Raw genomic sequence first — 21,484 nt, 5'->3', positions numbered from 1 at the left:
CAGGCTATCCCGCGCTCACGACACGGGATCCGCCGCGGTTTGGCCGCCGCGGTGCGGGCCCGTAGGATCAACCCGCCCGGGCGCTGCCTGGCACGAGGCGCATGCGCCCGACACGAACGCAACGAGGAGGTCACGTGGCGACCGGTGGCAAGGACCGTGACGCACGGGCTGCGCGGGAGCGCACGCGGCTGTACGAGGCGCGACGTCAGTTCCACGACGACCAGGCGCGCCGTCGCACGCGCGACAACCTGATCGCGGGCATCGTCGGCGGCGTTCTCGTCCTGGGCCTGATCGGCGCGCAGACGCTGTACTTCGTAGCCGGACCCGGCGCCCCCGAACCATCGCCCTCGTCGACGCCCACGCCGACCGCGACGACCCCGGAGCCGACCCCGTCGGCGACGACGACGCCGGAACCGAGCGCGACGCCGACGCCCACGCCCTGACATCTCGGGTCTCGCGCCGCAACCGCACCTCGGGCGGGGCATCCGCCGTACTAGGCTGTGAGCCGTCCTACTCCCTACAGACGGCGCGAGCCGCGATGAGGTGCAACCCGTGACTGCCGCAGCAGACTTCCAGCCCGAGACCGACGCCCCCGAGACCACTGGGGCCGACGAGAATCAGACCCCGGCCGTCGATGACGACGCCGCCACCGCGACGGATGTCACGGCGGACGCGGATGTCGCGACCTCTGAGGACGCCGAACCCGGCGCCGACGCTCCTGCCGACGACGCCGCCGAGACCGAGCAGCCGTCGGACGAGACCCCGGCTGAAGAGTCCGCTCCGGCGGACGTCGACGTCGAGGTCGTCGAGGTCGACGTGGTGGAGGTCGTCGAAGACTCCGAGGTCGTCGCCGTCGAGGTGATCGAGGTCGCCGAAGTCGTCGAAGACGGCGAAGTCGTGGCCGTCGAGGTCGTGGACGTCGTCGTCGAGGCCGCGCCCTCCGCCGACGAGCCGTGGGGCCGCGTCGACGAGGACGGCACCGTCTCGGTCCGCGAGGCCGACGGCTGGCGCGTCGTCGGGCAGTATCCCGACGGGTCGGCCGAAGAGGCCCTCGCCTACTTCGAGCGCAAGTACACCGACCTCGCAAGCGAGGTGACGCTCCTGGAGGTGCGCCACCGCCGCGGCGGCGCCTCGGCCTCAGACCTGCGTTCGACCGCGCGCACGATCAACGGCAAGCTCGACGGAGCCGCCGCCGTCGGCGACCTCGCGAGCCTCGTCGCCCGCGTCGCCGCACTCACCGAGACCCTCGCGGCCGAATCCGCGACCGAGGCCGTCGCTGCGCGCGAAGCCGTCGACGACGCGGTCAAGGCGCGCACCGAGCTGGTCGAGAAGGCCGAGGCCCTGGCCGCCCGCGACCCCCGCACCGTGCAGTGGAAGCAGGCGACGGCCGACCTCAACTCCCTGTTCGACCAGTGGCAGTCGCAGCAGCAGAACGGTCCCCGCCTGCCGAAGTCGACCGCGCAGCAGCTCTGGAAGCGATTCCGCGACGCACGCGCTACGGTCGACAAGCACCGCCGCGCGTTCTATGCCGAGCTGGACGAGGCGCACAAGGGCGTCCGCGACCGCAAGACGCGCCTCGTCGAGAAGGCGGAGGCCCTCGCCCCCAAGGGCGAGGACGGCATCGCCGCCTACCGTGAGCTGCTCGACCAGTGGAAGACCGCCGGTCGCGCCGGCAAGAAGGTCGACGACGCGCTGTGGGCCCGCTTCAAGGCCGCCGGCGACGCGCTGTACGGCGCGCGGATCGAGCGCGAGGCGGCCGACGCCGAAGCCTCTCGCGAGAAGATCGACCTCAAGCGCGCCCTCCTCGAAGAGGCGAAGGCGGTCGGCGACGAGCGCGACATCGCGAAGGCCCGCTCGATCCTCACCGGGATCCAGCGCCGCTGGGACGAGATCGGCCGGATCTTCCCGCGCGACACCGAGCGTTCGCTCGATGACGAGCTGCGTCGCGTCGAGAACGCGCTGCGCACCCGCGAGGACGCCGACTGGAAGCGCAACGACCCGGAGCAGAAGGCCCGCGCCAACGACATGACGCGCCAGCTCACCGACGCGATCCAGAAGCTCGAGGACGAGCTCGAGGCCGCGAAGAAGTCGGGCGACAAGAAGGCGATCGCGAACGCGACCGATGCGCTCGAGGCCCGCCGCACGTGGCTGAAGGCGCTCGGCGGCTGATCAGCCCCGTCTGAGCCGAGGAGAACCCGGTCGTCGCGTGCGCGGCGGCCGGGTTCTCCACAATCGGCCGGCTGCGGCATCCACGGATCATGCGCGGTGCGGCAGACTGCCTCCGTGCGATCGCCCTTCCTGTACTTCGCCGATGAGCGGCTCTCGCGCGCCGAGCTGACGGCGGCGTGCGTCGACGGCGACCTCGTGGCGCTCGGCGACGCGTACATCCCCGCCGACGCCGTCGAGACGGCGGCGCTCCGCGCGGGCTCGCTCGCCGAGACCCTCGGCGACACGCTCGCGGCCACCCACCTGTCGGCGGCGTGGGTGCACGGCGGACTGCCGCTGCCTCCGTCGCGCCACACCGTGCAGCGCGGGGTGCCGCGCCGCCTCCACGTGCGGCCGGACCGCCGGGTGGTCTACCGCGATCTCCAGGTCCCGGGTGAGGATCTCCAGCTGGTCGGCGGCGTCCTCGTCACGACGCCGGAGCGCACCCTCGCCGACCTCGCCCGCGTGGGCGACGACGTGCACACCGAGGCGGCGCGTCTTCTCGCGGAGATCGACACGGATGCCGCGTACCGGGCGATCGCGCGGCTGGAGGCGGGTGCGCTCCCCCATAAGCGTGCGGCGCTCGCGCGCCTCCGGGCGCTCGTCGACGAGCGTCAGGACGACGTGACGCGGTACACGTCGTAGACGGCGTCGATGCGCCGCACGGCGTTGAGCACGCGGTCGAGGTGGACGATGTCGCCCATCTCGAACACGAAGCGGCTGAGCGCCAGCCGGTCGTTCGAGGTCGAGACCGTCGCCGAGAGGATGTTGACGTGGTGCTCGCTGAGCACGCGCGTGACGTCGCTCAGAAGTCCCGAGCGGTCGAGCGCCTCGACCTGGATCTGCACCAGGAAGACGCTCTTGGTCGTGGGTGCCCACTCGACTTCGATGAGGCGCTCGGGGTCCTCCATCAGCGACTTGACGTTGGTGCAGTCGGCGCGGTGCACCGAGACGCCGCTGCCGCGCGTGACGAAGCCGACGATCTGATCGCCGGGCACCGGCGTGCAGCACTTCGCGAGCTTGACGAGGATGTCGGGCGCGCCGCGCACCAGGATGCCGGAATCTCCGTTGCGGGGGGCGCGGGCTCTGCCGACGACCGGCAGGTCGATCGGACCGGTGGTGGTGTCGTTCGCCGCGACGAGCGCGGTGACCTTCTCGAGGACCGACTGGGTCGAGACGTGCCCCTCGCCGACCGCGGCGTACAGCGCCGAGACGTCCTCGTAGCGCAGCTGATGCGCGACCTCGGTGAACGAGTCCTGGCTCATCAGCCGCTGCAGGGGCAGGTTCTGCCGGCGCATCGCGCGCGCGATCGACTCCTTGCCCTGCTCGATCGCCTCCTCGCGGCGCTCCTTCGTGAACCAGCCGCGGATCTTGTTGCGGGCGCGGGTGCTGCGCACGAATCCGAGCCAGTCCTGGCTGGGCCCGGCGTCGGGGTTCTTCGACGTGAACACCTCGACGACGTCGCCGCTCTTGAGCTCGGACTCGAGCGGCACCAGGCGCCCGTTGACCTTCGCGCCCATCGTGCGGTGGCCGACCTCGGTGTGCACCGCGTACGCGAAGTCCACGGGCGTCGCGCCGGACGGCAGGCCGATGACCCGCCCCTTCGGCGTGAAGACGTAGACCTCCTTGGCGCCGATCTCGAACCGCAGCGAGTCGAGGAACTCGCCGGGATCCGCGGTCTCGGCCTGCCAGTCGGAGATGTGGGCGAGCCAGGCCATGTCGGTGTCGACGGACTTGGAATCCGCCTTGCCGCCGTTCATCTGCTCTTTGTACTTCCAGTGCGCGGCGACGCCGTACTCCGCCTGCTGGTGCATCTCGTGCGTGCGGATCTGGATCTCGACGGTGCGGCCTCCGGGGCCGATCACGGTCGTGTGCAGCGACTGGTAGAGGTTGAACTTCGGGGTCGCGATGTAGTCCTTGAATCGCCCGGGAAGCGGGGTCCATCGTGCGTGGATGGCGCCGAGGACGGCGTAGCAGTCGCGGACGCTCCCGACCAGCACACGGATGCCGATGAGGTCGTAGATGTCATCGAACTCGCGGCCGCGCACGACCATCTTCTGGTACACGGAGTACAGTTGCTTGGGACGCCCCATGACGCGGCCGCGGATGCGCAGCTCCCGCAGGTCGCTGTCGACCGCGTCGATGACGTTCTGCACGTACTGCTCGCGCTGGGGGGTGCGCTGCTTCACGAGGCTGTCGATTTCGGCGTACAGCTTCGGGTGCAGCACGGCGAACGACAGGTCCTCGAGTTCGGACTTGATCGCCTGGATGCCGAGCCGGTGCGCGAGCGGCGCGTAGATCTCGAGCGTCTCGGTCGCCTTCTTGCGCGACTTCTCGGGCGGCACGAATCCCCACGTGCGCGCGTTGTGCAGGCGGTCGGCGAGCTTGATCAGCAGAACCCGGATGTCGCGCGACATCGCGACGATCATCTTGCGGACCGTCTCGGCCTGCGCGCTCTCGCCGTACTTGACCTTGTCGAGCTTGGTCACGCCGTCGACGAGCATGGCGACCTCGTCGCCGAACTCGCTCGTGAGCATCTCGAGCGAGTACTCGGTGTCCTCCACGGTGTCGTGGAGGAGCGCCGCCGCGATCGCGCGGGGTCCGAGACCCAGATCCGCGAGGATCTGCGCCACCGCGAGCGGGTGCGTGATGTAGGGCTCGCCGCTCTGGCGCAGCTGACCGGTGTGAGCGGTCTCGGCCACAGAGTAGGCGCGCTCGACGATCGAGAGGTCGCCCTTGGGGTGGTGCGTGCGCACCGTTCGCAGGAGCTGCTCGACGTCGTCGCGGCGAGCCGACCTCGAGAAGATCCGAGGGACGAGACGCCGCAGGGACGAGGATTGGGCGGGGGGGACGGTCTCGGTCATTCGATCCCCTCCCCTCCGCCGGACCTCACAATCCTACGCCCGCGTTGCGGACCCTCAGGCCGGGACGCCCGCCAGCTCGCGGGCCGCGACGACGCGTGCGTCGCGCGTCTTGATGGCCGGCTCGTTCTCGCGGAAGAGCGAGTACAGCGGCGCCGCGACGAAGATCGTCGAGTAGGCGGCCACGATCGTTCCCACGAAGATCGACAGCGACAGGTCGGTGAGCGTCTGCGCGCCGGCCCAGATGACGCCGATGAACAGGATCGCGCCGGTCGGGAGGATCGCCACGACGGTCGTGTTGATCGAGCGCACGAGGGTCTGGTTCACCGCGAGGTTGACCGACTCGCCGAACGTGCGCCCGGACACCTCGCCGTCCTCGCTCGTGTTCTCCCTGATCTTGTCGAAGACGACCGTGGTGTCGTACAGCGCGTACGAGAGGATCGTCAGGAAGCCGATCACGGCGGCGGGCGAGATCTCGAAGCCGAACAGTGCGTAGACGCCGATCGTGATGATGAGCACGTCCACGAGGCCGATGATCGCCGAGAGCGACATCTTCCACGTCCGGAAGTACAGCGCCAGGATGATCGCTGTCAGTGCCAGGAAGATCGCGAGACCCCAGAGTGACTGGCGCGTCACGTCGGCTCCCCAGCTGGGCCCGATGAAGGCGTAGCTGACTTCGCTCTCGGGGACGTTGTACGTCTCGGCGAGGGCCGCAGAGATCTCGCGGCTCTCGGCATCCGTCACCTGGTCGGTCTGGACGCGCACCGCGTCGTCGCCGATCGTGACGACCTTGGTGGTCGCGTCCGGGACGACCGAGTGGACGGCGTCGGTGGCGAGCGACTGGTCGATCGGCGCGGCGACGCCGCTCACCGTGAACTGCGACCCGCCCGTGAACTCGATCGAGAACTGGATGGGGCGCAGCAGCGGCACGAGGGCCGAGCCGAGGACGAGGATCGCCGCGATGAGGAACCACAGGCGGCGGCGGCCGACGAAGGGGAACGACGTCTTGCCGGTGTAGAGGTCGTTGCCGAACTGGCTCATGGAGCGCATCAGTCGTCTCCCTCCTTGACGTTCGTGCCGGGTTTCGCGCTGTCGGCGGCGGCCAGCTCGGCCTGCTTCCGCTCGGCGATGGTCTGGCGACGTGCGGCTTCACCGCGGGACTTGGCGTTGCGGCGGCCGGCGGCGCCGGTGGCCAGCACCGGCTCGCGGAACTGCGCGCGACCGCGATAGACGGCGCCGAGCGCGGTCGGGTCGAGCCCTGACAGCGGATGCCCCGACCCGAAGAACCGCGTGCGCGCCAGCAGCTGCAGCACGGGGTGCGTGAACAGGATGAAGATCAGGACGTCGATCGCGGTCGTGAGGCCGAGCGTGAAGGCGAAGCCCTTCACCGTGGAGTCCGCGAGGATGTACAGCACCACGGCGGCCAGGATGTTGATCGACTTCGAGATGTAGATCGTGCGCTTGGCGCGGCCCCAGCCGTCCTCGACGGCACCCGTGATCGACTTGCCGTCGCGCAGCTCGTCTCGGATGCGTTCGAAGTAGACGATGAACGAGTCGGCCGTGAAGCCGATCGTCACGATCAGACCCGCGACACCGGCGAGCGAGAGGCGGAAGCCCATGCGCCACGCGAGGATGCACAGCGTGACATACGTCAGCACCGCCATCACCGCGAGCGAGGCGATGATGATGAAGCCCAGCGCGCGATAGACGATGAGCGAGTAGATCGCCACGAGCAGCAGACCGATCAGACCTGCGATGAGGCCGATCTGCAGCTGCTGCGAGCCGAGCGTCGCGGAGATCGAGTTCGAGCTCTCGACCGTGAAGCTGAGCGGGAGCGCGCCGTACTTCAGCTGGTCGGCGAGGACCTTCGCGGTCTCCTGCGTGAAGCTGCCCGTGATGCTCGGCTTGCCGTCGAGGATCACGCCGTTCATCGACGGAGCCGACAGGACGTAGCCGTCGAGCACGAAGGCGAACTGGTTCAGCGGGGCCTGTGCACCGTAGAGGCGCTGGCTGATCTCGCCGAACGTCTGAGTGCCCTCGGCGTCGAACGAGAGGTTGACCGCCCACAGGCCGTTGTTCTGCTGCAGGCCGAAGGTCGCGTCGTCGATCGACGAGCCGTCGAGCTCGACCGGGCCGAGGATGTACTTGACCGTGCCGTCGGCGTCACACGTGATGAGCGGCTCGTCGGTCGGCGCATTCGCGGGATCGTTCGCGGGATCGGCGCAGTCGTACGCCTGGAACTCCGCCTGGAGGGCGGGCGTGATCCATGCCAGGTCGCTGCCGTTCGTCGGCGACGTGGTCGGCGTCGCCTGCAGCGACGGGTCGGGCGTCGGGTACGGCGTCGCCTGCCCGTCGTCCCCGACGAAGGTGTTCGCCGGCGCCCCCGCGTACAGCACGGCTCGCAGCTGCAGCTGCGCAGATGCCTCGATGCGGTTGCGGGTCTCCTCGTCGGCCTGACCGGGGATCTGCACCACGATCTGGTTGCCGCCCTGGGTGGTCACGTCGGCCTCGCCGACGCCGGAGGCGTCGACGCGCTGGCGGATGATCGTGACCGCCTGCTGCATCTGCTCCTCGGACGGAGCGGCGCCGTCCTCGGTCTGCGCCTCGAGGACGATCTGTGTGCCGCCCTGGAGGTCGAGCGCGAGCGCGGGGGTCCACGAGCTCTGTCCGAACACGTACACGCCGAGCGCGTTGATGCCGAACAGGAGCGCCGTGATCGCGAGGAGTCCGGTCAGCGCGCGCCATGCATGCCGGACGGGGGTGGATGTCGCCACGTCTTTGCTTTCTTGAGAGCCCGAACGGGCGAACGGAGGGGCGTCAGCCCTGCGACTTGGTGCCGGTCTCGGCGTCGGGGTCGGTCTTCTCCTTGCCCGCGGCCGAGCTCTGGTCGTCGCTGATCGAGGTGATGTCGCCGTTGGCGACGCCCTCGGCGTACTCGGCGTGGCTCTCCTCGGCGGCGAGGTACTCGTCCTCGGTGACCGCGTGCTCGCCGGGGTTCACGACGCGGAGGATCGCCTGGCTGTGCACCTTGATCTCGACGCCGGGCGCGAGCTCGACGATCGCGGGCTGGTCGAGGTTCTCGGCGTCGTACGACACGATCGTGCCGTAGAGGCCGCCCTGCAGCAGGACTTCGGAGCCGGGCACCGTCTGGCGGGCCTTCTGCTCCTGCTCCGCCTTCTGCTTCTGCATACGACGGCGGGAGCTCCAGAACATGAAGACGAGGAGCACGACCAGCAGGATGATGAGGCCGTAATTGCTCAGGAAGGAAGCGAAGTCCATGGAGCTGGAAGCACCTTTCGAGTCAGGCAGGCGCCAGGGCGGCGCTGCCTTGCAGGGAGGGGTTGGGTGTGAACCTCCAGCGATTATAGGACATCGAATCCGAGCACCGAGTCGGCCATGGGCACCCCCAGGTGGGCGTAGGCCTCTGGCATCGCGATGCGTCCGCGCGGAGTGCGCCCCATGAAGCCGATCCGCACGAGGTACGGCTCGACCACCGACTCGATGGTGTCGGGCTCCTCACCGACCGCGACCGCGAGCGTGCTGAGGCCGACCGGTCCGCCCCGGAATCGCCTCACGAGCATGTCGAGAACCGCGCGGTCGAGCCGGTCGAGCCCGATCCGGTCGACGTCGTAGAGGTCGAGTGCGGCGTCGACGGCCGCGATGTCGGCGCCGGTGCGACCGTGGACGACGAGGTAGTCGCGCACGCGCCGCAGCAGGCGGTTCGCGATGCGCGGTGTGCCGCGCGAGCGTCGTGCGATCTCGGCGCGGGCGGCGGGAGGCAGCGAGACCCCGAGCATGACCGCGGAGCGCTCGATGACCCGCTCGAGCTCTTCGGGCTCGTAGTACTCGAGGTGGGCCGTGAACCCGAAGCGGTCGCGCAGTGGGTTGGGCAGCAGGCCCGACCTCGTCGTCGCGCCGACGAGGGTGAACGGCGACAGGTCGAGCGGGATGCTCGTCGCGCCGGCGCCCTTGCCGACCATGATGTCGATGCGGAAGTCCTCCATCGCGAGGTACAGCATCTCTTCGGCCGAGCGCGCCATGCGGTGCACCTCGTCGATGAAGAGGACCTCGCCGGGCGTGAGGCTCGACAGCAGCGCGGCGAGGTCGCCCGCGTGCTGGATCGCCGGCCCGCTGGACAGCCGCAACGGGCGCCCGCTCTCGTACGCGACGATCATCGCGAGCGTGGTCTTGCCGAGCCCGGGGGGCCCGGACAGCAGGATGTGATCGGCGGGCCGCTGCTGGATGCGGGCCGCATCGAGCAGCAGCTGCATCTGACCGCGCACCTTCTGCTGCCCGACGAACTCGGCCAGCGACGTCGGGCGCAGCGCGCCCTCGATCGCGAGCTCGGACTCGTCGACGGGCTCTTCGGCTTCGCGCACGTCAGCCACTCACCGTCTCCTTCCGGGCGGGGCCGAGCGCCGCGAGCGTGCGCCGCAGCAGTGCCGGCACGGACGACCGGTCGGACTCGGGTGCGTCGGCGGCGACGTTCTCGACGGCTTCGACGGCCACGCGCTCGGACCAGCCGAGGCTGACCAGGGCCTGCACGACCTGTGCCGGGATCGCGGCGGAGCCCGCGGCATCCGTCCCCCCGGAACCGGCGGGACGCGTCACCGCGATCTTGCCGGCCAGCTGCACCACGATGAGCTTCGCCGTCTTCGGGCCGATGCCCGAGACGCGGCGGAACGGGGCGTCGTCGTCGGCGGAGACCGCGTCGGCGATCTGCGGGACCGTGAGCGTCGCGAGCACCCCCAGTGCAGACTTGGGGCCCACCCCGGTGACGCCGAGCAGCTGACCGAACACGACGAGCTCCTCGCGGGTCTCGAAGCCGAACAGCGACAGCGCGTCTTCGCGGACGATGAGCGACGTGTGGAGGGTGACGGTGTCGCCCAGGTGCGTGGTGCGCGCGACCTGGGGTGTCACGGCGACGTGGAGGCCGACTCCTCCGACCTCGACGACGACCGCATCCGCATCGACGTGCACGGCGGTGCCGCGGACTGAGGAGATCATGCGTCGAGCCTACGGGGCGGTTCGGACGTTTGTTCGAGCGACACGCACGGCGACGTGCGGGATCACCGTCGGGCGAGTCGCTCCGCGTCCGCCCAGGCGCGCTGCGCGGGGGTGAGCGGACCGGACGCCGCCGCCTGCGCGGGAGCGCCGCGCCAGGCGTGGCAGAGGGCGAGTGCGAGGGCGTCCGCGGCGTCGGCGGGCTTCGGCAGCTCCTCCAGCCGCAGGACGCGCGCCACCATGGTCTGCACCTGGCGCTTGTCGGCGTTGCCGTACCCCGTGATCGCGGCCTTCACCTCGGACGGGGTGTGCGTGGCCGCGGCGAGGCCCCGCTCTCCCGCGATCAGCAGCGCGATGCCGCTGGCCTGGGCCGTCCCCATCACCGTCGCGCGGTTGTGCTGGGCGAAGACCCGCTCCACGGCGACGACATCGGGCTCGTGCGCGTCCACGACGGCGCGCAGGCCTCGCGCGATGACCGCGAGCCGCTCCTCGATCGGGGCGCCCGGATCGGACCGCACGACGCCCACGTGGACCAGCACGGCGGATCGGTCGGGGGCGACGTCGACGACGCCGACACCGCAGCGCGTCAGGCCCGGATCGATTCCGAGCACGCGCAGTCGACCGCGGGAGGTTGCCACTCCTCCACGCTAGGCGAGGAAGACGGATGCTGCGGCCAGGCGCGCCTGGCCGCAGCATCCCTTCGTCGTACGAGGTCAGTCCTCGTCGTTCTCGAGCTCCGCCTGCACCTCGGCGGTGAGGTCGAAGTTGCTGTAGACGTTCTGGACGTCGTCGCTGTCTTCGAGGGCGTCGATGAGGCGGAAGACCTTGCGCGCGGTGTCGGCGTCGACCTCGACCTTGAGGTTCGGCACGAACTCGACGTCGGCCGACTCGTACTCGATGCCGGCGTCCTGCAGGGCGGAGCGGACGGTCACGAGGTCGGTCGCCTCGGTGATGACCTCGAAGCCCTGCGCGTGCGGCTCGACCTCTTCAGCACCGGCCTCGAGCACGGCGAGCATGACGTCGTCCTCGCTGGTGCCCTCGCCGCCCACGACGATGACGCCCTTGCGGGTGAAGTTGTACGCGACGCTGCCGGGGTCGGCCAGCGTGCCGCCGTTGCGGGTGAGCGCGGTGCGCACCTCGGCCGCGGCGCGGTTCTTGTTGTCGGTCAGACACTCGATCATCAGGGCGACGCCGTTGGGGCCGTAGCCCTCGTACATGATCGACGAGTACTCGACGGACTCGCCGCCGATGCCGGCGCCGCGCTTGATCGCGCGGTCGATGTTGTCCTTCGGGACCGACGTCTTCTTCGCCTTGAGCACGGCGTCGAACAGGGTCGGGTTGCCCTGCAGGTCGGGTCCGCCGAGCTTGGCGGCGACCTCGATGTTCTTGATGAGCTTCGCCCACGACTTGGCACGGCGGCTGTCGATGACCGCCTTCTTGTGCTTGGTCGTGGCCCACTTGGAATGCCCGGACATGGTCCTCCTGAATTCACGCTCGTCGGGTTCGGGCGTGTAAACGCCTCGCCCGACGGACTAGTTTATCCCCGCTCTACAGCGCGAACTCGAAGCCGAACCGCGACGACAGCAGCGCGACGAGGTCGCGCGGGACCTTCGTGAGGTACGCGGGGGCGGGGGCGAGCGTCTCGGCCGAGCCGATGAAGGGGAAGTAGACGGGGCCTTCGGTGAGCCCCTCCACCCGGTCGCGCACCGTGACGATCTCGCTGCCGACGCGGCGGAGGCTCGGGAGGGTGATCGGCGAGGCGAGACGCAGGGTGTCGCTGATGGGCATGCGCCAGTGGGGCAGGTCGTCGCCGCGACGGTCGCGGGTCTCCTCCCCCAGCGGGCCGAGCACGCGGCCCCATGCGGCGATGCCGGGCACCGGCAGGGTGCGGTCCCAGACGAAGAGGGTGTCGCCGGGCTCCGTGAAGCCGACGAGCTCGTGCGACCACTCGAACCGGCGTTCGTCCTGTGCCTTCGGTGCCGAAAGGGCGTCGCCGACGATGCCGCGCGACGGGGCGATCATCCAGTAGCGCTCCTCTGGGTGCTCGCGCCACCAGTCGTTGATCGTCATGATTCCGAATCTACCCCGACGTGCCGTTTCTGCCCCGTCACCGGTCGCGCTCGCGGACCATGTCGAGGAACAGCGCGTGGAAGCGGTGCTCCCCCGTTACCTCGGGGTGGAACGAGGTCCCGAGGAGCGAGCCCTGGCGCACCGCGACGACGCGGCCGTCGTCGAGGGTGGCGAGACGCTCCACGCCCGCGCCCGCCTGCTCGACGAGGGGCGCGCGGATGAACACCGCGTGGACCGCCGGCTCGCCCAGCGCCGGGATGTCCAAGTCCACCTCGAAGGAGTCGACCTGGCTGCCGAAGGCGTTGCGGCGCACCGTCACGTCGAGGCCGCCGAACGTCTGCTGGCCCTCGATGCCGTCGGTGATGCGGTCGGCGAGGAGGATGAGTCCGGCACACGTCCCGTACACCGGCATCCCCGCGGCGATCGCCTCGCGTAGGGGCTCGCGCATGCCGAAGGCGCGGGAGAGCTTGTCGATGACACTCGACTCGCCGCCCGGGAGCACGAGCCCGTCCACCTCGGCGAGCTCCTCGGGGCGGCGGACCTTCGTCACATCGGCGCCGAGGTCCGTGAGCACGCGCACGTGCTCACGGACGTCGCCTTGGAGTGCGAGGACGCCGACGCGGGGCGTCGTCACCAGCCGCGCTCGGCGAGCCGGTGCGGCGCGGGAAGGTCGGCGACGTTGATGCCGACCATGGCCTCGCCGAGCCCGCGCGACACGTCCGCGATCACCTTGGGGTCGTCGTAGAACGTGGTGGCCTTCACGATGGCCGCGGCACGCTGCGCGGGGTTGCCCGACTTGAAGATGCCCGAGCCGACGAACACGCCGTCGGCGCCCATCTGCATCATCATCGCGGCGTCGGCGGGAGTGGCGACGCCCCCCGCGACGAAGAGCACGACCGGGAGCTGTCCGGTCTCGGCGATCTCGGCGACGAGGTCGTACGGCGCCTGCAGCTCCTTCGCCGCGACGTACAGCTCGTCCTTGGTCATCGAGCGCAGCATGTTGATCTCGCTCGTGATCTTGCGGATGTGCTTGGTGGCCTCCGACACGTCGCCGGTGCCCGCCTCGCCCTTCGAGCGGATCATGGCGGCGCCCTCGTTGATGCGGCGGAGCGCCTCACCGAGGTTGGTGGCGCCGCAGACGAACGGCACGGTGAAGTTCCACTTGTCGATGTGGTTCACGTAGTCGGCGGGCGAGAGCACCTCGGACTCGTCGATGTAGTCGACGCCGAGCTCCTGCAGCACCTGGGCCTCGACGAAGTGGCCGATGCGCGCCTTCGCCATGACCGGGATCGAGACGGCCTCGATGATGCCGTCGATCATGTCGGGGTCGCTCATGCGCGAGACGCCGCCCTGCGCGCGGATGTCGGCGGGCACGCGCTCGAGGGCCATGACGGCGACGGCGCCGGCGTCCTCGGCGATCTTCGCCTGGTCGGCGGTGACGACGTCCATGATGACGCCGCCCTTGAGCATCTCGGCGAGGCCGCGCTTGACGCGGTCGGTTCCCGTGTCGGCAGTGGTCACGAGGTTTCCCTTCGATCGGAGCGCGGGGCGCGCAACGGGTGAGGACAATGCGGGTATTGGCCTAGGCCAAAAGATAGCATGGGCTGGGCCGTACACTCGGCGGGGCAGGACGTCATCGGAAGGGCGGGCATGGATCTCGACATCAGCGGGCGATCCGCCTCCGAGATCGCCGACAGCCTGCGGGCGCGCATCGAGCGCGGCGATCTGCATCCGGGCGACATCCTGCCGCCCGTGCGCTCCCTCGCCGACGAACTCGGGGTGAACCGCAACACGGTGGTCGCCGCGTATCGCCAGCTCACCCAGGCGGGCGTGATCGTCACGCGAGGCCGCGGCGGCACGCGGGTGGCCGACCTCTCCCCCGTCGCCCAGGAGGGCTTCGCTGCGGGGAGCGTGCTGCGCGACGTCGGCACCGGCAACCCCGACCCCGAGCTGATCCCCGACCTCTCCGGCGCACTCGCGGCGATGGCGGGGCGGCCGGTCCTCTACGGCGAGCCGGTCATCGATCCCGGTCTGGAGCGCTGGGCGCTCGACTGGATGCGCGACGGTCTCGCACCCGCCGCCGACCTGCGCCTGACAATCACGAGCGGCGCCGCGGATGCCGTCGAGCGGCTGCTCGCACAGGCGCTCACGCGGGACGACGCCGTCGCGCTCGAGGATCCGTGCTTCCTCACCAGCATCCACACCGTGCGGATCGGCGGCTACCGCCCCGTCCCCGTGCCCGTCGACGACGAGGGGATGACGGTCGCGGGGCTGCGTGCGGCGCTCGAGCAGGGTGTGCGTGCGGTGGTCCACACGCCGCGCGCCCAGAATCCGACGGGCGCCAGTCTGTCCGAGCGGCGCGCCGAAGAGCTGCGCACCGTGCTCCGCGACCACCCGTACGTGCTCGTGATCGAGGACGACCACTTCTCTCTCCTCTCGCGGCAGCCTTTCCACTCGCTCATCGCGCCCGGTCATCGCCGGTGGGCGCTCGTGCGATCGGTGTCGAAGTTCCTCGGACCCGACATGTGCCTGGCGGTGACGGCATCCGATCCCGAGACCGCGGAACGGCTCGCGATGCGCCTCACCCCCGGCACGACGTGGGTGAGCCACCTGCTGCAGCGGCTCACGCTCGCATTGGTGACGGATGCCGCGGCCATGGCCGCGATCGAGCGCGCGGGTGCGCACTACGCCGCGCGCAACGCCGCCTTCGTCGAGCGGCTCACGGCCGAGGGCGTGCCGGCGGACGCGGGCGACGGGCTGAACCTGTGGATCCCCCTGCCGGTGCCCGCGCGGGCGGTGTCGGAACAGCTCATGCGGCGCGGCTGGCTGGCGCGTGCCGGCGACGACTTCGTCCTCGGGGAGAGCGGGCCGTCCCGCCGTCTCCGGCTCACCGTGCACGACCTCGACGACGCCGACGCCGAACGGCTCGCCTCCGATGTGGCCGCGGCTGTACGGGCAGCCGGTGGACGGCTCGTCACGCGCGAAGTGGCATGATCGAGCGGTGAAGATCCTCTCGATCCAGTCCGCGGTCGCCTACGGCCACGTCGGCAACTCCGCCGCCGTCTTCCCGCTGCAGCGCATCGGCGTCGAGGTCATGCCGGTGTACACGGTCAACTTCTCGAACCACACCGGGTACGGCGCGTGGCGCGGGCCGATGATCAGCCCCGACGACGTGCGCGATCTCGTCCTCGGCATCGAGGACCGGGGCGTCTTCCCGCAGATCGACGTGGTGCTGTCCGGCTACCAGGGCGGCGAGGGCATCGCCGACGTCATCCTGGACACCGTCGCGCGGGTCAAGCAGGCCAATCCCGCGGCGATCTACGCATGCGACCCGGTGATGGGCAACGCGAAGTCGGGCTGCTTCGTGGCCCCCGCGATCCCGGTGCTGCTGCGGGACCGCGTCGTGCCCGCCGCCGACATCATCACCCCCAATCAGTTCGAACTCGGCTTCCTCACCGAGACCGACCCGTCCGACCTCGATTCCACGCTCGCCTCGGCCGATGCCGTGCGTGCGATGGGGCCGAGCACGGTGCTGGTCACGAGCGTCGAGCGTCCGGACCGCCCCGAGGGCACGATCGAGATGCTCGCCGTGACCGACGACGGCGCATGGATCGTGCAGACACCGCACATCCCGATGAAGGCCAACGGCTCGGGAGACGTCACGGCGGCTCTGTTCACCGCGCACTACCGCCGCACCGGCGACGCGGCCGACGCGCTCGCCCGCACGACGTCGAGCGTCTACGACCTGCTCGAGCGCACCCACGCCTCGGGTGAGCGCGAGCTGCAGCTCGTGGAATCGCAGGACGCCTACGCGAACCCGCGCCTCCAGTTCGAGGTCACGCAGGTCCGCTAGGGCGTCGCCCGCGCCTCACGCGTTCCACGCGTCGGAGACCGCGCGGCGCACGTCGCCGAGCAGCTGCGGCAGCGCCTTCGTCTTCGCGATGATCGGGAAGAAGTTCGCGTCCGAGCCCCACCGCGGCACGATGTGCTGGTGGAGGTGCTCGTCGACCCCCGCACCCGCGACGTGGCCCTGGTTCATGCCGATGTTGAAGCCGTCGCAGCGCGAGACCTGACGGAGCACCCGCATGCCCTGCTGCGTCAGCAGGCCGATCTCGGCGACCTCTTCCTCGGTCGCCTCGTCGTACGTCGCGATGTGACGGTAGGGGCACACGAGGAGGTGTCCGGAGTTGTACGGGAAGAGGTTCAGCAGCGCGTACGCCGTGCGCCCGCGGAACACGATGAGACCGTCCTCGTCGGACTTGCGCGGCGCCGCGCAGAACGGGCACTCCTTGCGCAGCACCTCGGGTCCGGCCTGGATGTAGGCCATCCGGTGCGGTGTCCAGAGGCGCTGGAACTCATCAGGGACCCCGGGAAGCGTCGCGGCGTCGACGAGCGCCGGGTCCGCGGCATCCGTTCCCGGCACCGCCGACCCGACCTCGTCGTCACTCACGCGAAGTCCTCGGCCGTGTTGACCAGCGCGTGCGAGCCGATCGCGTCGCGGACACGGCGGACGGCGTCGGCGATCGGCACGCCGTTCTCCTGCGAACCGTCGCGGAAGCGGAACGACACGGTGCCGCCGGCCTGGTCCTGCGCTCCGGCGATGAGCTGGAGCGGCACCTTCTGCGTGGTGTGCGTGCGGATCTTCTTCTGCATGCGGTCGTCGGAGTGGTCGAGCTCGGCGCGGACGCCCTCCGCCTTCAGCTGGTCGATGACCTCGCCGAGGTAGTCCGCGAAGTCCTCCGCCACGGGGATGCCGACGACCTGGACGGGCGACAGCCACACCGGGAACGCACCGGCGTAGTGCTCGAGCAGGATCGCGAAGAACCGCTCGATCGAGCCGAAGAGCGCACGGTGGATCATGATCGGCCGCTTCTTCTGGCCGTCGCGGTCCGTGTACTCGAGCTCGAAGCGCTCGGGCAGGTTCGGGTCGACCTGCACGGTCGACAGCTGCCAGACGCGTCCGATGGCGTCGCGGGTCTTCAGGTCGATCTTGGGCCCGTAGAAGGCGGCCTCGCCGGGCACCTCGGTGAGCTTCAGACCGCTCGCCATCGCGACGTTGCGCAGTGCGTTGGTGGAGTAATCCCAGAACTCGTCCGAGCCGATCCACTTGTCCTTCTCGTCGTCGCGCATCGACAGCTCGAGCTCGAAGTCGTCCAGGCCGAAGTCGCGCAGCATCGAGATGACGAACTCGAGGACGCGGGTCGCCTCCTCCTCCAGCTGCTCGGGGGTGACGAACAGGTGCGAGTCGTCCTGCGTGAAGCCGCGCACGCGGGTGAGGCCGTGCAGGGCGCCCGACAGCTCGTTGCGGTACACCGTGCCGTTCTCGGCGAGGCGCATCGGCAGGTCGCGGTAGCTGCGCGCACGCTCCTTGTAGATCAGGATGTGCATCGGGCAGTTCATCGGCTTCAGGTAGTAGTCCTGGCCGTGCTTCGTGATCTCGCCGTGCTCGTCGCGCTCCTCGTCCATCACGATGGGCGGGAACATGCCCTCCTTGTACGTGACGAGGTGGTTCGAGGTGAGGAACAGGTCCTCCTTCGAGATGTGCGGGGTGTACACGTAGGTGTAGCCGCCCGCGATGTGGCGACGGCGCGCGTGCTGCTCCATCTCGCCGCGCACGACGCCGCCGCGCGGGTGCCACACCGACAGGCCGGAGCCGATCTCGTCGGGGAACGAGAACAGGTCGAGGTCCTTGCCGAGCTTGCGGTGGTCGCGCTTGGCGGCCTCCTCGAGGCGGCTCTGGTAGGCGCGCAGCTCGTCCTTGGTCGGCCACGCGGTGCCGTAGATGCGCTGGAGCTGGGGGTTCTTCTCGCTCCCGCGCCAGTACGCGCCGGCGATGCGCTGCAGCGCCCAGCCGTTGCCGATCATGCGGGTGTTCGGCAGGTGCGGCCCGCGGCACAGGTCCTTCCAGACCGTCTGGCCGTCGCGGTCGACGTTGTCGTAGATCGTGAGCTCGCCGGCGCCGACCTCGACGGAGGCGCCCTCGGTCTTCTCGGCTCCCCCGCCCTTCAGGCCGATCAGCTCGAGCTTGAACGGCTCGTCCACGAGCTCGACACGCGCCTCCTCGTCGCTGACGACGCGACGGACGAAGCGCTGGCCCTCGCGGATGATGCGCGCCATCTCCTTGTCGATGGCCTTCAGGTCTTCGGGGGTGAAGGGGTGCTCCACGCCGAAGTCGTAGTAGAAGCCGTCGGTGATGGGCGGGCCGATGCCGAGGTTGGCCTGCGGGTTGATGCGCTGGACCGCCTGAGCGAGGACGTGCGCCGTGGAGTGGCGCAGGATCGCGAGGCCGTCGGGGCTGTCGATGGTGACGGGCTCGACAGCATCCGTCTCCTCCACCACCGTTGCGAGGTCTTTCAGCTCGCCGTTCACGCGAAGCGCGACCACGGAGCGGTCGGGGAACAGGGCGAAGCCGTCGGCGGGATAGGGCACAGCGTCAGTCACGGAAACTCTCCTGGGAATGGCTCGGATTCAAGGCTACTCAGCTTCGGGCGCACGACGCGCCCTGCCCGCTCAGGCGCCGAGCGTTCGCGTGTCGGTCGTGCATGCCCTTGCGGCGGTCGACCAGACGAGTTCCACGCGACGAGTCTAGCCAGTGGTTCTCACGGGCCGGGTATCAGGGGTGCCCGACGCCGCTCCTGAACTTCGTGACGAGAGCGCGTGCCGGGCAATATGCTGACTCCGTCGTCGCCCGTGGGCCGGTCCCGCCTCGCCGCGACGATCTCCGTACGGCTGATGCTGGGGGGTCGAGATGAGCGAGCACGAAGCCGCATCGACGGCGACGGATGCCTCGGAGGAACGCGTTCGACGGCAGCTGCGCTGCGGCGAGCCGACGATCTACGAGTTCGACACCGAAGACGCTGTGATGCTGAGGCTCACGCGCTTCGAGGGCGGTCGCAAGGGGCCGGTCATCCTGTCCCCCGGGTTCGGCACGTCGGCGTTCGCGTACACGATCGACACGACCGACACGAACTTCCCGGAGTACCTGTACGAGCGCGGCTACGACGTGTGGGTGCTCGACTACCGCGCGAGCCCCGCGCTGTCGTCCGGGGGCACCCAGTTCACACTCGACGACATCGCCGCCTACGACTACCCCGCCGCGGTCGCGAAGGTGCGTGACGTGTCGGGGGCGGACTCGGTGCAGATCGTGGCGCACTGCGTCGGATCGCTCACGATGCTGATGGCACTCGGGCTGGGGCTCGAGGGGGTGCGCTCCGCGGTGGCGTCGCAGGTCACCCTGCACCCGCGGGGAGGCACGCTCAACGAGCTGCGCGCGGGGATCTACGCCGGGAACATCCTGCAGGCGCTGGGCTTCGACACGCTCACCACCGAGTTCGACGACGACCCGTCGTGGGGCGAGACGCTGTACGACAAGGCGCTCGCCGTCTACCCCTCCGGCGACGAGCCGTGCGAGCGCCCGTTCTGCCGGCGCGTGATGTTCATGTACGGCGAGGTGTACGACCACGCGCAGCTGAACGACGCGACGCACGACCACCTCGAGGAGGCGTTCGGCGTGGCGAACATGACCACGCTGCGCCACATCACCAAGATCCTTCGCGAGGACCACGCCGTGAGCGCCGACGGCGACCACGACTACCTCGACGACGTGTCGGGCCTCCGCGTGCCGATCGCGTTCCTGCATGGCGCCGACAACCGCCTTTTCCTTCCCGAGGGCAGCGAGATCACCTACGACGTGCTGCGCGAGCGCAACGGCGACGAGCTCTACACGCGGGACGTGATCCCCGGGTACGCCCACATGGACTGCTTCATCGGGAAGGATGCCGCGCGCGACGTCTATCCCGTGATCACCGGCCGGCTCGACCGGCACAACTGATACGAGAACGAGGAGAGCGCCATGACATCGATCGACCCGTCCCCGGCCGAGGCCACGGCTGCCGCGACCCACCCGGCGCTCGCCGACCTCGCCGCGTATCCGTTCCTGTCCGCGCTCACCGAACGGCGCACGAGGCGCATCCCGCGGGGCTTCTCGGTGAACGCCGGCCCGCTCAGCCACGAGAGCCACAACTCTCCGGCACCGCTGAGCAAGCTCGAGGAGGCGATCCTCATCACGTGCGTGACGGGGATCACCGGCATCACGACCCACGACGGACCGCTCGTCGAGAACAACGGGCTGGACGAGCTGGGTACGCCCTTCCTCAACATCATGGCCCGCACGGGCAGCAGCGCCGACAACGCGCAGGCCACCCACTTCTTCATGATCAACGACGACGGCATCTTCCTGCTCCGCGCGCCCCGCGGCGAGCGCGCACTCGAGCTCCTCAAGGATCTGCCGCCGAAGTGGGGCGACTGGAGAGAAGCCGACTGGATCGGCACGGCCGATGAGTGCCTGGTGCGCGTGTCGGACCGCCGGCTCGACTTCCCTCGGGAGTGGCCCTACTACCTCGGCTGGAACAACCAGGCGTCCAACGCCCCGGGGACGACGATCTTCTTCCCGGTCGTCGACTGCACGTGGCAGTACATCAACGCGATCATCATCCTGCTCACCGAGCCCGGAGGCATGCGGCCGCTGTTCCTCGACGACTGGCGCAGCTTCCACCCGAAGAACGCGGTCGAGTGGATCGCCAAGATCGGCAGCGGGCTCGGGATCGGTCCGAAGATCCCCTACCACCCGATCGGCGGGCTCGACCGCGTGCGCAGTGGCTACCTCAACAAGGAGAGCCAGGCACCGCTCGGCTTCGGCGGCGCGCTGCGCACCGACTACGAGTCGTTCTTCTACTTCCAGAACCTCATGCTCCTCGGCCAGTCGATGGGGCTCGGCGGCTGGATCCACGGCTCTGTGTTCCCGCCGTACATCTGGCAGCAGGACGAGGCCAAGGGCTGGCACGGCCTGGGGTTCCGCCTCGAGGAGCCGAAGAAGCACCGCAAGTGGCCGCCGGTGCCGGCGTCGCAGGCGAACCCGGTCGGGATCGACGGCATCCTCGAGGGCCTCACTCCCCCCTACGTGTCGTCGATGGACGAGGCCGTCGACCGGGTGGTCGAGTCGAAGTACAGCGCCACCGGGCCCGCGTACGGCAACGAGAAGGTGTTCTCGAGCCCGTACCGCAACTCCGACGACGCGCGCGCCTTCCTCGAGAAGGGCACCCGGTTCGGTCCGGAGGAGATCGCGTACACGAAGGAGATCTGCAACTACATCTGGGACACCTACGGCCGGTTCCCCGCGCACGTGGATGCGTTCTACACGCCCGGCATGTGGCTGCAGTTCTCGCATCTCGAGATGGAGTACTACGACCGCTTCTTCGACCCGCGACAGTACACGCGTCAGGCGGCCCACGACTCGCTCTGGCACCCCTGATCGGGTGGGGTGGCCGCGAACGGATGCTGCGGCC

The 21,484-nt window shown here is 69.8% G+C and carries 20 protein-coding genes; 7 read left to right on the top strand and 13 right to left on the bottom strand.

What is annotated here, in order from left to right; translation table 11 throughout:
* The first annotated feature begins 134 nt into the window (after positions 1–134).
* The 3 genes from ACFVSU_RS02825 to ACFVSU_RS02815 all read left to right on the top strand — a co-directional run bounded on the left by ACFVSU_RS02825 (position 135) and on the right by ACFVSU_RS02815 (position 2,850).
* Positions 135–443, top strand: a complete 309-nt coding sequence (locus ACFVSU_RS02825) for a dioxygenase (RefSeq protein ID WP_387137716.1) — start codon at positions 135–137, stop codon at positions 441–443.
* Between the two features lie 454 nt (positions 444–897).
* Positions 898–2,169, top strand: coding sequence for a DUF349 domain-containing protein (locus ACFVSU_RS02820; protein ID WP_387138696.1), 1,272 nt, complete (start codon positions 898–900; stop codon positions 2,167–2,169).
* Positions 2,170–2,283: 114 nt separating this feature from the next.
* Positions 2,284–2,850, top strand: coding sequence for a hypothetical protein (locus ACFVSU_RS02815; protein ID WP_387137713.1), 567 nt, complete (start codon positions 2,284–2,286; stop codon positions 2,848–2,850).
* Here ACFVSU_RS02815 and ACFVSU_RS02810 read toward each other — a convergent pair.
* From ACFVSU_RS02810 to pdxS, 11 genes are all read right to left on the bottom strand, one after another.
* A complete protein-coding gene (locus tag ACFVSU_RS02810) occupies positions 2,820–5,069 on the bottom strand; it encodes a RelA/SpoT family protein (protein ID WP_387137711.1) in 2,250 nt (749 codons plus the stop codon). The two genes, ACFVSU_RS02815 and ACFVSU_RS02810, sit on opposite strands and share 31 nt — an antisense overlap.
* 54 nt (positions 5,070–5,123) lie before the next feature.
* A complete protein-coding gene (secF, locus tag ACFVSU_RS02805; RefSeq protein ID WP_387137708.1) occupies positions 5,124–6,116 on the bottom strand; it encodes a protein translocase subunit SecF in 993 nt (330 codons plus the stop codon).
* The gene (gene secD, locus ACFVSU_RS02800) at positions 6,116–7,840 is read right to left on the bottom strand and encodes a protein translocase subunit SecD (RefSeq protein ID WP_387137705.1); all 1,725 of its coding nucleotides are present in this window, start codon (positions 7,838–7,840) and stop codon (positions 6,116–6,118) included. Before secD ends, secF begins: the two co-directional genes overlap by 1 nt.
* A gap of 43 nt (positions 7,841–7,883) precedes the next feature.
* The gene (yajC, locus tag ACFVSU_RS02795; protein WP_387137702.1) at positions 7,884–8,345 is read right to left on the bottom strand and encodes a preprotein translocase subunit YajC; all 462 of its coding nucleotides are present in this window, start codon (positions 8,343–8,345) and stop codon (positions 7,884–7,886) included.
* Between the two features lie 83 nt (positions 8,346–8,428).
* Positions 8,429–9,454, bottom strand: coding sequence for a Holliday junction branch migration DNA helicase RuvB (gene ruvB / locus ACFVSU_RS02790; RefSeq protein WP_310290829.1), 1,026 nt, complete (start codon positions 9,452–9,454; stop codon positions 8,429–8,431).
* Positions 9,447–10,073 (bottom strand): Holliday junction branch migration protein RuvA, encoded by a 627-nt coding sequence (ruvA, locus tag ACFVSU_RS02785; RefSeq protein WP_387137699.1) that lies wholly within the window; start codon positions 10,071–10,073, stop codon positions 9,447–9,449. Before ruvA ends, ruvB begins: the two co-directional genes overlap by 8 nt.
* A gap of 62 nt (positions 10,074–10,135) precedes the next feature.
* The gene (ruvC, locus tag ACFVSU_RS02780; RefSeq protein ID WP_387137695.1) at positions 10,136–10,708 is read right to left on the bottom strand and encodes a crossover junction endodeoxyribonuclease RuvC; all 573 of its coding nucleotides are present in this window, start codon (positions 10,706–10,708) and stop codon (positions 10,136–10,138) included.
* A gap of 75 nt (positions 10,709–10,783) precedes the next feature.
* Positions 10,784–11,545, bottom strand: coding sequence for a YebC/PmpR family DNA-binding transcriptional regulator (locus tag ACFVSU_RS02775; protein ID WP_045302545.1), 762 nt, complete (start codon positions 11,543–11,545; stop codon positions 10,784–10,786).
* Between the two features lie 73 nt (positions 11,546–11,618).
* The gene (locus ACFVSU_RS02770) at positions 11,619–12,140 is read right to left on the bottom strand and encodes a hypothetical protein (RefSeq protein WP_375872140.1); all 522 of its coding nucleotides are present in this window, start codon (positions 12,138–12,140) and stop codon (positions 11,619–11,621) included.
* Positions 12,141–12,177: 37 nt separating this feature from the next.
* Entirely contained in the window at positions 12,178–12,777 is a 600-nt protein-coding gene (gene pdxT, locus ACFVSU_RS02765) for a pyridoxal 5'-phosphate synthase glutaminase subunit PdxT (RefSeq protein ID WP_387138693.1), read from the bottom strand.
* Complete coding sequence (pdxS, locus tag ACFVSU_RS02760) at positions 12,771–13,661, bottom strand: pyridoxal 5'-phosphate synthase lyase subunit PdxS (RefSeq protein WP_387137690.1); 891 nt, start codon at positions 13,659–13,661, stop codon at positions 12,771–12,773. Before pdxS ends, pdxT begins: the two co-directional genes overlap by 7 nt.
* A 129-nt stretch (positions 13,662–13,790) precedes the next feature.
* On the opposite strand from pdxS, the gene ACFVSU_RS02755 reads away from it, so the two are divergent.
* Positions 13,791–15,134 (top strand): aminotransferase class I/II-fold pyridoxal phosphate-dependent enzyme, encoded by a 1,344-nt coding sequence (locus tag ACFVSU_RS02755; protein WP_387137687.1) that lies wholly within the window; start codon positions 13,791–13,793, stop codon positions 15,132–15,134.
* Between the two features lie 7 nt (positions 15,135–15,141).
* Positions 15,142–15,993, top strand: a complete 852-nt coding sequence (pdxY, locus tag ACFVSU_RS02750) for a pyridoxal kinase PdxY (RefSeq protein WP_387137684.1) — start codon at positions 15,142–15,144, stop codon at positions 15,991–15,993.
* 15 nt (positions 15,994–16,008) lie between these two features.
* Here pdxY and ACFVSU_RS02745 read toward each other — a convergent pair whose 3' ends face one another.
* Positions 16,009–16,590, bottom strand: coding sequence for an HIT family protein (locus ACFVSU_RS02745; protein ID WP_387137681.1), 582 nt, complete (start codon positions 16,588–16,590; stop codon positions 16,009–16,011).
* Positions 16,587–18,581, bottom strand: a complete 1,995-nt coding sequence (gene thrS / locus ACFVSU_RS02740) for a threonine--tRNA ligase (RefSeq protein ID WP_387137678.1) — start codon at positions 18,579–18,581, stop codon at positions 16,587–16,589. Before thrS ends, ACFVSU_RS02745 begins: the two co-directional genes overlap by 4 nt.
* 307 nt (positions 18,582–18,888) lie before the next feature.
* On the opposite strand from thrS, the gene ACFVSU_RS02735 reads away from it, so the two are divergent.
* Positions 18,889–19,971, top strand: a complete 1,083-nt coding sequence (locus ACFVSU_RS02735) for an alpha/beta fold hydrolase (RefSeq protein WP_387137675.1) — start codon at positions 18,889–18,891, stop codon at positions 19,969–19,971.
* Between the two features lie 21 nt (positions 19,972–19,992).
* Complete coding sequence (locus ACFVSU_RS02730; protein WP_387137672.1) at positions 19,993–21,450, top strand: hypothetical protein; 1,458 nt, start codon at positions 19,993–19,995, stop codon at positions 21,448–21,450.
* The last annotated feature ends 34 nt before the right edge of the window (positions 21,451–21,484 follow it).

The organism is Microbacterium sp. NPDC058062, from assembly GCF_042885375.1.
Lineage (GTDB): Bacteria > Actinomycetota > Actinomycetes > Actinomycetales > Microbacteriaceae > Microbacterium > Microbacterium trichothecenolyticum_C.
Note: the sequence above shows the minus strand (reverse complement) of the source record. Positions and strands in the feature narration are given on the sequence as shown.